General features: G+C 71.1%; 11 protein-coding genes. 7 read left to right on the top strand and 4 right to left on the bottom strand.

What is annotated here, in order from left to right; all coding sequences use genetic code 11:
• From AOK03_RS32660 to AOK03_RS32650, 3 genes are all read right to left on the bottom strand, one after another.
• The coding region (locus tag AOK03_RS32660; RefSeq protein ID WP_055569001.1) for an NADH-quinone oxidoreductase subunit C at positions 1–928 on the bottom strand (928 nt) is incomplete at its 3' end.
• Positions 925–1,632 (bottom strand): NADH-quinone oxidoreductase subunit B, encoded by a 708-nt coding sequence (locus AOK03_RS32655; RefSeq protein WP_055569000.1) that lies wholly within the window; start codon positions 1,630–1,632, stop codon positions 925–927. The genes AOK03_RS32660 and AOK03_RS32655, both read right to left, overlap by 4 nt.
• The gene (locus AOK03_RS32650) at positions 1,623–2,012 is read right to left on the bottom strand and encodes an NADH-quinone oxidoreductase subunit A (RefSeq protein WP_055568999.1); all 390 of its coding nucleotides are present in this window, start codon (positions 2,010–2,012) and stop codon (positions 1,623–1,625) included. Before AOK03_RS32650 ends, AOK03_RS32655 begins: the two co-directional genes overlap by 10 nt.
• 285 nt (positions 2,013–2,297) lie before the next feature.
• Between AOK03_RS32650 and AOK03_RS32645 the strand changes: the two genes are divergently transcribed.
• The 5 genes from AOK03_RS32645 to AOK03_RS32625 all read left to right on the top strand — a co-directional run bounded on the left by AOK03_RS32645 (position 2,298) and on the right by AOK03_RS32625 (position 9,689).
• Entirely contained in the window at positions 2,298–3,491 is a 1,194-nt protein-coding gene (locus AOK03_RS32645; protein ID WP_055568998.1) for a sensor histidine kinase, read from the top strand.
• A 195-nt stretch (positions 3,492–3,686) separates the two neighbouring features.
• A complete protein-coding gene (locus tag AOK03_RS32640; RefSeq protein WP_055568997.1) occupies positions 3,687–5,051 on the top strand; it encodes a sensor histidine kinase in 1,365 nt (454 codons plus the stop codon).
• 433 nt (positions 5,052–5,484) lie between these two features.
• On the top strand, positions 5,485–6,144 hold the full coding sequence (locus AOK03_RS32635; protein ID WP_055568996.1) for a response regulator transcription factor: 660 nt from the start codon (positions 5,485–5,487) through the stop codon (positions 6,142–6,144).
• A 529-nt stretch (positions 6,145–6,673) separates the two neighbouring features.
• Positions 6,674–8,605, top strand: coding sequence for a 2-oxoacid:acceptor oxidoreductase subunit alpha (locus tag AOK03_RS32630; protein WP_055568995.1), 1,932 nt, complete (start codon positions 6,674–6,676; stop codon positions 8,603–8,605).
• Positions 8,598–9,689: a 2-oxoacid:ferredoxin oxidoreductase subunit beta gene (locus tag AOK03_RS32625; protein ID WP_055568994.1), complete on the top strand. Its 1,092-nt coding sequence runs from the start codon at positions 8,598–8,600 to the stop codon at positions 9,687–9,689. Before AOK03_RS32630 ends, AOK03_RS32625 begins: the two co-directional genes overlap by 8 nt.
• 36 nt (positions 9,690–9,725) lie before the next feature.
• On the opposite strand, the gene AOK03_RS32620 is transcribed toward AOK03_RS32625, so the two are convergent.
• On the bottom strand, positions 9,726–10,097 hold the full coding sequence (locus AOK03_RS32620) for a winged helix-turn-helix transcriptional regulator (protein ID WP_055568993.1): 372 nt from the start codon (positions 10,095–10,097) through the stop codon (positions 9,726–9,728).
• A 101-nt stretch (positions 10,098–10,198) separates the two neighbouring features.
• Between AOK03_RS32620 and AOK03_RS32615 the strand changes: the two genes are divergently transcribed.
• A complete protein-coding gene (locus AOK03_RS32615; RefSeq protein ID WP_055568992.1) occupies positions 10,199–11,053 on the top strand; it encodes an NAD(P)H-binding protein in 855 nt (284 codons plus the stop codon).
• Positions 11,054–11,243: 190 nt separating this feature from the next.
• Positions 11,244–12,227, top strand: coding sequence for an EamA family transporter RarD (gene rarD / locus AOK03_RS32610; protein WP_055569002.1), 984 nt, complete (start codon positions 11,244–11,246; stop codon positions 12,225–12,227).
• Positions 12,228–12,421 lie beyond the last annotated feature (194 nt).

Here is a 12,421-nt window from a genome sequence, read left to right as displayed (position 1 = left end):
ACTCCGGGGGCGAGGACTCCGTTTCCGGGGTCGCCGCGCGTTGGGACGCCGAGCCCTGGCTCGCGCTGCGCGAGCGTCGCGGAGGACGGGCCGCAGTCTCCGGCTGCTGCGCCTCGGTGGGCTGGGCCTCCGGGGCCTGCGTGGGCTGCGCCCCCGGCGCCGGCGCCGGCTGCGCCTCGGTGGCCTGCGTGGGCTGGGCCTCGGGCGTGGTCTGGCTTGCCGAGCCCTGGCTGGCCGAGCGGGTCCTGCGGGGCGGGCGTTCGCCGCCCGCCGCCCGGCCGGGGGCGCCCGCACCGGCACCGGCACGCGCCCCCGCACCCGCAGCGCGGCCAGCGCCACGGGCCGGGCGGGCCGGTGCCGCGGGGAGCTGGCCCTTGAGCGGGCCCCATTCGTTCGGGTCGGGCACGCCGGGCGGCAGCATCTGGCGGCGCTTGGGGCCGCCGTGCTCCGACTCCCCCGGCTCCTTGGCGCCCGGCCAGGCCTTCGCGACGCGGGCCGCGAGCACGAAGTCCTTGCGGAGGGGGTGGCCCTCGAAGCTGTCGGGCAGGAGCAGCGGGGTCAGGCCGGGGTGGCCCTCGAACGTCACGCCGAACATTTCGTGCGTCTCGCGCTCGTGCCAGGCGGCCCCGGCGTAGACGCCGACCGCGGTCGGCAGGACGGGGGCGTCGTGCGCGACGGTCGTACGGACGAGGAGTCGGCGTACGGGCGAGAGGGCGACCAGGTGGGCGGCGACGCGGAAGCCGGTGCCCGGTTCGTCGACCGCGCTCAGCCAGTCGAAGTAGGTGCAGGTGAGGGTGGTGCGGGCGGTTTCGAGGGCCGCGATCCACTCGGTCGGCGGGACGTCGACGGTCAGGACGTCGTACGACTCCTCGGCCGTGGCCTCCGCGCCGAAGAGCTCCTCGACGGGGCTCGGCAGCCAGCCGGTCATGCCTGGTCCTTCCCCGGCGCGGGCGCCTTCACCAAACCGCTCTGCAGGGCGGCCGCCGAGGGGCGAGCGCCGTTTCCGTTCGGGTTCGGGGCTCCGTTCGAGCTCTGGGTCCCGTTCGAGCCCCGGGTTCCGTCCGAGGTCGGCGCCCCGTTGGCGCCGGGCGTCGCGTACCGCTCCCCCAGCGTCTCCCGGGCGATCTTCTCCTGAAGCTTGAGGATGCCCTGGAGCAGCGCCTCGGGGCGGGGCGGGCAGCCGGGTACGTACACGTCGACCGGGATGATCTGGTCGACGCCCTTGGTCACGGAGTACGAGTCCCAGTACGGGCCGCCGCAGTTGGAGCAGGCGCCGAACGAGATGACGTACTTCGGCTCGGGCATCTGCTCGTACAGGCGCTTCACCGCGGGCGCCATCTTGTCCGTGACCGTGCCGGACACGACCATCAGGTCGGCCTGGCGCGGTCCGGGCGCGAAGGGGATGACGCCGAGCCGGATGAAGTCGTGCCGCGCCATGGACGCGGCGATGAACTCGATGGCGCAACAGGCGAGGCCGAAGTTGAAGACCCAGAGCGAGTACCGGCGGCCCCAGTTGAGGACCACCTTCATCGGCTCGGGCGCGAGCCGGGCGAGCGCGCCCAGCCTCTTCGGCTCGGGAAGCAGCACGGGTTGCGACACGGGCTGCCCGTTGGAGTCCGGGGTCACGTCCACGTCAGGACGCCCTTCTTGTATGCGTACAGCAGGCCCACGGCCAGGAAGCCGAGGAAGATGAACATCTCCACGAGCGTCGTCGCGCCGTAGCCGGGCGCGGCGAAGATCGTCGCCCAGGGGAAGAGGAAGATCGAGTCGACGGCGAAGATGACGTAGAGGAACGCGTAGACGTAGTAGCGGACCTGGGTGTGGGCCCAGCCCTCGCCGACCGGGTCGACGCCGCACTCGTACGTCAGGAGCTTCTCCGGGGTGGGCACCACAGGGCGCAACAGCCGCCCCGCGCCGAAGGCCACTGCGACGAACAGCACGCCGACGACGGCGAGCAGTCCGACGACGGAGTACAACTGGTAGTAACTCGCCGCGACGTTCGTCACGTGCACGTCAGTCCCTCACTCCCTGACCGTCCTTGACCCTGACCCTTTTCGACGATCTGTACGCACGGGAGTCTAGGGCCTGCTAAAGGTTCGGTAAGCAGAGCGTCACGCATCGGTCAGACCACTTGGCCGTGGATCGGTCACACCGCTTGGCCGCGGGTCGGTCGCACCGCTTGGCCGTGGATCGGTCACACCGCTTGGTCGTGGATTCGCAGAGGTGGGGTTATCCCCCGGTCGTCCTGGCGGCCGTCCTCATGGCATTGCGGCGGCGGGCCGGGCACCCTAGCGCGTATGACCGCACGCACCACGCCCCTGCATGACGACCGGCCGCCGCCCGCGCGCTTCGCGTACGGCCGGTACACCTGGAAGGAGATCGCCCATCTGCTGGTGAACCTGCCGATGGGGGTCGTCGGGTTCGTCTACACGGTGAGCGTGCTGTCCGTCGGCATCGGTCTGACCGTGACGGTGGTCGGTCTGCCGCTGCTCGCGATGGGGCTGCTCGGGGCGCGTCTCCTGGGCAGGTTCGAGCGGGCGCGGGCCAGGAAACTGCTCGGCGTGCAGGTGGACGAGCCGAGCCCGATGCCGGGGCAGCGCGGGCAGAGCTTCCTCGGGCGGCTGTGGTCGAACCTGAAGGACCCGGTGGGCTGGCGCACCATGCTGTACGGGTTCATCCGGCTGCCCTGGGGCGTGCTGACCTTCGCCGTCACCACCGTCGGACTCGTCGTGCTCTGGCCGGTGCTGCCCTTCATCGTGCGCGGCCTCACCAACGCGGACCGGGCGATGGTGCGCGGACTGCTCTCCCCCTCCGACGGGTTGGAGCGGCGGATCGCCGAACTGGAGTCCGACCGGGGCGTGGTCGTGGACACCGCGGCCGCCGACCTGCGCCGCATCGAACGCGATCTGCACGACGGCGCACAGGCCCGCCTCGTCGCCCTCGCCATGGGCCTCGGCCTCGCCAAGGAGAAGCTCCTGGAGGACCCCGACGCCGCGGCCTCAATGGTCGACGAGGCGCACGGCGAGGTGAAACTGGCCCTGCAGGAACTGCGCGACCTGGCCCGCGGCATCCACCCCGCCGTCCTCACCGACCGCGGCCTGAACGCCGCCCTCTCCTCGGTCGCCTCGCGCTGCACGGTGCCGGTGAAGGTGACCGCCGACCTCCCGGCACGCCCGGCGGCCGCCATCGAGGGCATCGCGTACTTCACGGTCTCCGAACTGCTGCAGAACATCAGCAAGCACAGCGGCGCGCGGTCCGCGAGTGTCGACGTCTGGCGGGCCGACGAGCGGCTGCTCATCCAGGTCTGGGACGACGGGCGCGGCGGGGCGAGGCTGGACGGTGGCTCGGGCATGTCGGGGCTCGCCGACCGGCTCGGCGCGGTGGACGGGCTCTTCGTGATCGAGTCGCCCGAGGGCGGGCCCACGACGATCACGGCGGAACTCCCGTGGCGGAACCGCTCGACGGACACCGCTCCCGGCACCCGAAGGTGACGGCTGCCGCCCCGGGCCCCGAAGGTAGGGACGGCCGCCGCCCCGGGCCGCCGAAGGTAGGGAAAACCCCCGGTCGAAGACGCCGACCCGCTCCATGGTCGTGAACCGCCGCGACGGCGAATCTGGAACCACACGGACACACCGGCGTAGACGCGGGCACAGACGCGGACACAGAAGCAGAAACGGACGGCAGCGATGGCCACGGACCAGGGACAGGGGTACACGCACATGGACCGGCCGGACTTCCGGGGTACCGACGTCGAGGAGCGGCGGGGCCATCGGCTGCCCGCCGGGCTGCGCGCCCCCGTCGAGGCCCGCACCTGGCGGGAGTTCGGCTACACCATGCTGAGCCTGCCGATCGGCATCACGTCCTTCGTCTTCGCCGTCACCATGCTCTCGCTCGGCGCGGGCCTGCTGATCACCTTCATCGGCATCCCGGTACTCGCGGCCGGTCTCGCCGGCTGCCGTGGCATCGGCGCCCTGGAGCGGGCGCGGGCGCGCGGACTGCTCGGCCTGGACGTCGCCTCGCCGGAGCGGCTGCGCCCCAAGAGCGGCGGCCCGATGGCGCTGATGGGCGCGATCCTCAAGAGCGGCGCGTCCTGGCGGCACGTCCTCTACTCGCTGCTGATGCTGCCGTGGTCGATCTTCTCGTTCACGGTGGCGATCGTCTTCTGGGCGTACGGCTGGCTGATGCTCACGTATCCGCTGTGGTTCTGGCTCTTCCCGATGTACGGCGGACAGGACGGCATCCAGCTGTACGGCGGGGACGACGGCCACCGCATCTACCTCGACAACCCCTTCGAGATCGGCATCACGGCCGCGACCGGCCTGCTCGTCACGCTGGCCACCCCGTGGATCCTGCGCGCCCTGACGACCGTGGACCGCGTGCTGGTGTACGGGCTGCTCGGCCCTTCACGGCTCGCGACCCGCGTCGTCGAGCTGGAGTCGGACCGCGGCGTCGTCGTGGACACCGCGGCCGCCGACCTGCGCCGCATCGAGCGCGACCTGCACGACGGCGCACAGGCCCGCCTCGTCGCTCTCGCCATGGATCTGGGCCTGGCCAAGGAGAAGCTGGCCGAGGACCCGGAGGCGGCGGCGCGCATGGTGGACGAGGCGCACGGCGAGGTGAAGGTGGCCCTGCAGGAACTGCGCGACCTGGCCCGCGGCATCCACCCCGCCGTCCTCACCGACCGCGGTCTGGACGCCGCCCTCTCCGCGCTGGCCGCCCGCTGCACGGTGCCGGTCCGGGTCGAGGTGGACCTGACCAGCCGTCCCGCGGCCGCCATCGAGGGCATCGCGTACTTCACGGTCTCCGAACTGCTGCAGAACATCAGCAAGCACAGCGGCGCGCGGTCCGCGAGTGTCGACGTCTGGCGGGCCGAGAACCGGCTGATGCTCCAGGTGACCGACAACGGTACGGGCGGCGCGGACGTGTCGGCGGGCTCCGGCCTCGCGGGGCTCGCCGAGCGGCTCGACGCGGTCGACGGGATCCTGGTCGTCGACTCGCCGGTGGGCGGACCGACGACGGTCACGGCGGAACTGCCGTGGCGACAGGCCTGAGCGGACCGGCCGAGGCCCGGGGGGCCTGAGCCGCATGCGCCACCCGAGGCGGGGGCCTGACCCGACGGCCCGGGTTGCACGGGTTGCCCGGGTTGCACGGGTTACCCGAGCCGAACGACCCGAGCCAAGCCCCCCCGCACCCCCGCCACCCCCACGCCGCCCCCGGTTCGCACACCGAGCCGGGGGCGGCGCGCTGCGCGCGGTGGGCCATGGCCGTGGGCGACACGCCATGAACGGTGCGTCATGGGCGCGACAGTCCGGCGAGCGGGCGGGTGGGCCGCCTCGGATCGCGCGATACTGAGGTGCCGAGTGTTCGGCGCCACACGTCCGGCGCCAGGTGTTCGGCTGACACGACCGTCGTCGGACCGATGCGGGCCGGACAGGCGCGCCGGGGGGACAAAAAGTGCCGGGGGGCCAAAAAGTGGAGGACAAAGTGCGGGTGGTCATCGCCGAGGATTCAGTGCTGCTTCGGGAGGGCCTGACCCGGCTGCTGACCGACCGCGGGCACGACGTCGTCGCCGGGGTGGGCGATGCGGAGGCCCTGATCAAGACGATCACCGACCTCGCCGCGCAGGACGCCCTGCCGGACGTGGTCGTGGCCGATGTGCGGATGCCGCCGACGCACACCGATGAGGGCGTACGCGCCGCGGTGTATCTGCGCCATCAGCATCCGGGCCTCGGGGTCCTGGTCCTTTCGCAGTACGTCGAGGAGCAGTACGCCACCGAGCTGCTCGCCGGTTCGAGCCGCGGCGTGGGCTATCTGCTCAAGGACCGGGTCGCCGAGGTGCGGGAGTTCGTCGACGCGGTGGTGCGGGTGGCGGACGGCGGCACGGCGCTCGACCCGGAGGTCGTGGCGCAGTTGCTGGGTCGCAGCCGCAAGCAGGATGTGCTCGCGGGGCTTACTCCACGCGAACGCGAGGTACTCGGCCTGATGGCCGAAGGACGGACGAACTCGGCGGTCGCCCGGCAGCTCGTGGTGAGCGACGGCGCCGTCGAGAAGCACGTGAGCAACATCTTCCTGAAGCTCGGCCTGTCCCAGAGTGACGGGGATCACCGACGCGTGCTCGCGGTCCTCACCTATCTCAACTCATGAATAACTGACACCCTGTCAGATACGTCCAGATGCAGCGGAAGGCGCCGGTCCGGAGCTGTGGCCACAGTCCCGGTCGGGCGCCACTGGAGTGCCGGTCGGGTGCCCGCGACAACCCCGAAAGGGGTACCCGGGGCGCCTCCCGGACACCCCCGGACCCGGTCGGGTGACACCGGGACCAGGGGGCGCGGCGAGCGGGGGCAGGAGCGGGAACGGCGGCGGGAGCAGGTGCGGGAGCTGGGGAAGCCACGGCGGGTCACGGAAAGTCGCGGAGTGTCACAGGCGGCCGGAGTCGGCCGGAAGCAGGTCCCGGGAAGCAAGTCCTAGAACCAAAGGATGAGCGGGGAGCGTCATCCATGAAGGACCGGGGGGCGAGGCAAACCATGACAAACCAGTGCAACACGGTGTCTCAGAAGTGCATCCACCATGCGAACAACCCCAGGAAGGCGACCCTTACAGACGTAGGGTGGACCTTGGGAGCGCCGGTCGTCCCGGCGATTCCGCTCAGTCGCCTCGAGGGAGGTCCAGTTCAGTGACCAGCCAGGTCAGTAGCCAAGCCGAGCAGGCCGACGGGGCACTCGTCGGAGAGCAACGCAAGCCCGCAGGTGACAAAGACGTGCGGCGCCTGGACCGGGTGATCATCCGCTTCGCGGGAGACTCCGGTGACGGTATGCAGCTCACGGGTGACCGGTTCACTTCAGAGACGGCGTCCTTCGGCAACGACCTGTCGACGCTGCCGAACTTCCCTGCCGAGATCCGCGCACCGGCCGGAACACTGCCGGGCGTGTCCTCCTTTCAGCTGCACTTCGCCGACCACGACATCCTGACGCCGGGCGACGCCCCGAACGTTCTGGTGGCGATGAACCCGGCGGCGCTGAAGGCGAACATCGGTGACGTGCCGCGTGGCGCCGAGGTCATCGTGAACACGGACGAGTTCTCCAAGCGCGCCATGCAGAAGGTCGGTTACGCCGCCTCCCCGCTGGAGGACGGCTCCCTGGACGGCTACAGCGTGCACCCGGTGCCGCTGACCACGCTGACCGTGGAGGCCCTCAAGGACTTCGACCTCTCCCGCAAGGACGCGGGGCGCTCGAAGAACATGTTCGCGCTCGGTCTCCTTTCGTGGATGTACCACCGGCCGACCGAGGGCACCGAGAAGTTCCTTCGAGCCAAGTTCGCGAAGCGCCCGGAGATCGCCGAGGCGAACATCGCGGCGTTCCACGCGGGGTGGAACTTCGGCGAGACCACCGAGGACTTCGCGGTCTCCTACGAAGTCGCCCCGGCCTCGCAGGCGTTCGCGACCGGCACCTACCGCAACATCTCCGGAAACCTGGCCCTCTCTTACGGCCTCATCGCGGCAGGCAGGCAGGCGGATCTGCCGCTCTACCTGGGCAGTTACCCGATCACCCCGGCCTCGGACATCCTGCACGAGCTGTCCAAGCACAAGAACTTCGGCGTGCGGACCTTCCAGGCCGAGGACGAGATCGCGGGCATCGGCGCGGCCCTGGGCGCCGCGTTCGGCGGGTCGCTGGCGGTGACGACGACCTCGGGGCCCGGCGTGGCGCTCAAGTCGGAGACCATCGGCCTCGCCGTCTCCCTCGAACTGCCGCTGCTGATCGTGGACATCCAGCGCGGCGGCCCGAGCACGGGCCTGCCGACGAAGACCGAGCAGGCCGACCTGCTGCAGGCGATGTACGGACGCAACGGCGAGGCGCCGGTGCCGATCGTGGCGCCGAGGACCCCGGCGGACTGCTTCGACGCGGCGCTGGAGGCGGCCCGCATCGCGGTGACGTACCGGACGCCGGTCTTCCTGCTGTCCGACGGCTACCTGGCCAACGGCTCGGAGCCCTGGCGCATCCCCGAGGTCGACGAACTGCCCGACCTGCGCGTGCAGTTCGCCTCCGGGACGAACCACACCGAGGCCGACGGCACCGAGGTCTTCTGGCCGTACAAGCGCGACCCGCAGACCCTGGCCCGCCCGTGGGCGATCCCGGGCACGCCGGGTCTGGAGCACCGCATCGGCGGCATCGAGAAGCAGGACGGCACGGGCAACATCTCGTACGACCCGGCCAACCACGACTTCATGGTCCGCACCCGCCAGGCCAAGGTCGACGGCATCGCCGTGCCCGACCTGGAGGTCGACGACGCCGGCGGGGACGCCGACACGCTGGTCCTCGGGTGGGGTTCGACGTACGGACCGATCACCGCGGCGGTCCGGCGGCTGCGCACCGCGGGCGAGTCCGTGGCGCAGGCCCATCTGCGCCACCTCAACCCGTTCCCGCGGAATCTGGGCGAAGTCCTCGCGCGTTACGACAAGGTGGTGATCCCCGAGATGAACCTCGGTCAGCTCGCCACGCTGATCCGGGCGAAGTATCTGGTGGACGCCGTCTCGTACAACCAGGTCAACGGAATGCCGTTCAAGGCCGAGCAGCTCGCCACGGCTCTCAAGGAGGCCATCGATGGCTGACACGAAAACGGCCGGACCGGAGGGGACCGGGAGCACGATCGAAGCGCTTTCCCTGGTGCCCAAGGCCGAGGCCCAGCAGTCCATGAAGGACTTCAAGTCCGACCAGGAGGTGCGCTGGTGCCCCGGCTGCGGTGACTACGCCGTACTGGCCGCGGTGCAGAGCTTCATGCCGCAGCTGGGCCTGGCGAAGGAGAACATCGTCTTCGTCTCGGGCATCGGCTGCTCCTCCCGCTTCCCGTACTACATGAACACGTACGGGATGCACTCCATCCACGGCCGCGCCCCGGCCATCGCGACCGGCCTGGCCTCCTCGCGGCGGGATCTGAGCGTGTGGGTGGTCACCGGTGACGGCGACGCGCTGTCCATCGGCGGCAACCACCTGATCCACGCCCTGCGCCGCAACGTGAACCTGAAGATCCTGCTCTTCAACAACCGGATCTACGGCCTCACCAAGGGCCAGTACAGCCCCACCTCGGAAGTCGGCAAGATCACCAAGTCGACGCCGATGGGCTCGCTGGACGCGCCCTTCAACCCGGTCTCGCTGGCCATCGGCGCCGAGGCCTCCTTCGTGGCACGCACGGTGGACTCCGACCGCAAGCACCTCACCTCGGTGCTGCGCGAGGCCGCCGAGCACCCCGGCACCGCGCTGGTGGAGATCTACCAGAACTGCAACATCTTCAACGACGGCGCCTTCGAGGTCCTCAAGGACAAGCAGCAGGCAGAGGAAGCGGTGATCCGCCTTGAGCACGGGCAGCCGATCCGCTTCGGCGCCGACAGCTCGAAGGGTGTCGTACGCGACGCGGTGACCGGCGACCTCAAGGTCGTCGCCGTCACGCCGGAGACCGAGGGCGACATCCTGGTCCACGACGCGCACTCCACGTCGCCGACCACCGCCTTCGCGCTCTCCCGGCTCGCCGACCCGGACACGCTGCACCACACCCCGATCGGTGTCTTCCGCGACGTCGAACGGCCGGTCTACGACACGCTCATGGCCGACCAGCTCGACAGCGCCATCGAGCAGAACGGCAAGGGCGACCTGGCCGCGCTGCTCGCCGGCGGCGACACCTGGACGGTCGTCGGCTAGTCCGGCCCTTCCGCCGTGGAGCCCGGTCCTGATTCTTCAGGACCGGGCTGCGTCGTATGCCCGCCGCGCCTCCTGGACGTCGTCCATGCGCCGGTCCGTCCAGGCCGACAGGGCCTTAACCTGCTCCGCCGCCTCGCGGCCGAGCTCCGTGAGGGAGTAGTCGACGCGGGGCGGGATGACCGGCTTGGCGTCGCGGTGCACGAGGCCGTCGCGCTCCAGGGTCTGCAGGGTCTGGGCCAGCATCTTCTCGCTGACGCGCCCGACGTGCCGTCGCAGCTCGCTGAACCGGTACGAGCGCTCGTCCAGGGCGATCAGGATCAGGACGCCCCACCGGCTCGTCACATGCTCCAGGACGAGCCGATGCGGGCACATTTCCTCGCCCGCGACATTCCAGTTACTTACGCCCATGCCAGTACCTTACTTTGAAGTGGGTACTTTCAGAAAGTTAGCGCCCCGCTTAGAGTGAGTGACAGATCGAACGAAGCGCCACTCACCAGGAGATTTCAGACATGAGCATCGTCGTCACCGGAGCCACCGGAAACCTCGGCCGCCTCGTCATCGAGGGGCTGCTCGCCGCACGGGTCCCCGCCGGGGACATCGCGGCCGTCGTGCGCGACAAGGGCAAGGCCGCCGACCTCGCCGAGCGCGGCATAGAGCTGCGGATCGCCGACTACAGCGCCCCCGAGACCCTGAACGGCGTCTTCGCCGCCGGCGACCGCGTCCTGATGATCTCCGGCAGCGAGGTCGGGCAGCGTGTGCCGCAGCACCGCGCGGTCGTCGACGCGGCGCGCGCGGCTGGCGTCTCGCTCCTCGCCTACACGGGCATCCTCGGCGGCCCCGACGCCGACTTCGACCTGGCGGCCGAGCACAAGGCGACCGAGCAGCTCATCCTCGACTCCGGCCTGCCGCACACCTTCCTGCGCAACGGCTGGTACCACGAGAACTACACCGAGCACCTCGCCCCGGTCCTGGCGCACGGCGCCGTCGTCGCCTCCGCGGGCGAGGGCCGGGTCGCCTCCGCCTCGCGCGCCGACTACGCCGCGGCCGCCGTCGCCGTGCTGACCGGCGAGGGCCACGAGGGCAAGGTGTACGAGCTGAGCGGCGACGTCGCATGGAGCTTCGCCGAGTACGCCGCGGAGATCACGGCGCAGAGCGGCAAGGACATCTCGTACGCCGACGTGCCCGCCGAGCAGCACCTCGCCGTACTGACCGGTGCCGGTGTGCCGGAGCCGATGGCCGCGGTCCTCGTCGACGTGGACGCGGCGGTCGAGCGGGGCCTGCTGGCCGGGACGAGCGGGGACCTGGCGCGACTGATCGGCCGCCCCACGACGCCGATCTCCGAGGCCGTCGCAGCGGCGCTCTGAGGCCCGATGCCCCGGTCATGACTGTCTCTCGTTTACGGGCATGACAGGCGGGGGTGCGCGGCGCTACCTTCAGTGCGGCAGCAGTGGGACTGCCGTGCACCTAGGAGGAGCCGTGGACAGCGGGGCAGGCGGGACGTCGGGAAGAAACGAGCAGCGCGTCGGGCTGCTGAACGGCTTCGCCGCCTATGGGATGTGGGGCCTCGTCCCCCTCTTCTGGCCGCTCCTGAAACCGGCCGGTGCCGTCGAGATCCTCGCCCACCGGATGGCCTGGTCCCTCGTGGTGGTCGGCATCGCGCTGCTCTTCGTACGCCGCTGGGACTGGGCGCGCGAGCTGCTGCGCCAGCCGCGCAGGCTCCTGCTGGTGACGGTCGCCGCGGCGGTCATCACCGTCAACTGGGGCGTCTACATCTGGTCGGTGAACTCCGGCCACGTCGTCGAGGCGTCCCTCGGCTACTTCATCAACCCCCTGGTCACCATCGCCATCGGTGTCCTGCTGCTCGGCGAGCGGCTGCGGCCGGTGCAGTGGGCGGCGGTCGGTGTCGGGCTCGCCGCGGTGCTCGTGCTCGCGTTCGGATACGGCAGGCCGCCGTGGATCTCCCTCTGCCTCGCCTTCACCTTCGCCGCGTACGGCCTGGTGAAGAAGAAGGTCAATCTCGGCGGCCTGGAGTCCCTGGCCGCCGAGACCGCCGTCCAGTTCCTGCCGGCCGTCGCCTACCTGGTGTGGCTCGCCGCGCAGGGCGACATCGTCTTCGGCACGGAGGGCGCCGGGAACGCGGCGCTGCTCGCGGCCACCGGCGTGGTGACCGCCGCTCCCCTGGTCTGCTTCGGGGCGGCGGCGATCCGGGTGCCGCTCTCCACCCTGGGGCTCCTGCAGTACCTCGCTCCCGTCTTCCAGTTCCTGCTCGGCATCCTGTACTTCCACGAGGCGATGCCCGCCGAGCGGTGGGCGGGCTTCGCCCTGGTGTGGCTGGCACTCTCCCTCCTGACCTGGGACGCGCTGCGCACGGCCCGGCGGAACGCGGCGAAGCTGGCTGCTGCGCGGGCGGGGACGTCGGCGGTGGGGTCGACGGTGGCGTCGGGCGTTGCCACCAGCGGCACTGCTGGCAGCACCGACACCACCGGCCCCACCAACCCCACCGGCACCGCTCGTGAAGAGCGGGAGCCGGTGGTCTGACAGGCGCGTTCCCCCGTCCCGTCGGCCCGTCATCGCCCCCCACGGCCGAGGCCCAGGAACCCGCTGCCGCCGCCGACTTCACGTACTCCGAGAAGTCGCGCGGCAGGCGGGCTGAACGCTGCCCGCGACCGGCCGGGCGGGCCCGCGCCCGGCCCTGCCCCCGGCGCACCCCGACCGCCGCGACGACCGTGCCC

Origin of the sequence: Streptomyces atriruber (genome assembly GCF_001418325.1) — a bacterium.
Taxonomy (GTDB): Bacteria; Actinomycetota; Actinomycetes; order Streptomycetales; family Streptomycetaceae; genus Streptomyces; species Streptomyces atriruber.
Note: the sequence above shows the minus strand (reverse complement) of the source record. Positions and strands in the feature narration are given on the sequence as shown.

Bases quoted from the DNA above. Each gene is read 5' to 3' on its own strand.
- AOK03_RS32645 (WP_055568998.1), top strand. From the start codon at position 2,298: ATGACCGCACGCACCACGCCCCTGCATGACGACCGGCCGCCGCCCGCG.
- AOK03_RS32640 (WP_055568997.1), top strand. From the start codon at position 3,687: ATGGCCACGGACCAGGGACAGGGGTACACGCACATGGACCGGCCGGAC.
- AOK03_RS32625 (WP_055568994.1), top strand. From the start codon at position 8,598: ATGGCTGACACGAAAACGGCCGGACCGGAGGGGACCGGGAGCACGATC.
- AOK03_RS32620 (WP_055568993.1), bottom strand. From the start codon at position 10,097: ATGGGCGTAAGTAACTGGAATGTCGCGGGCGAGGAAATGTGCCCGCAT.
- AOK03_RS32615 (WP_055568992.1), top strand. From the start codon at position 10,199: ATGAGCATCGTCGTCACCGGAGCCACCGGAAACCTCGGCCGCCTCGTC.
- rarD (WP_055569002.1), top strand. From the start codon at position 11,244: ATGTGGGGCCTCGTCCCCCTCTTCTGGCCGCTCCTGAAACCGGCCGGT.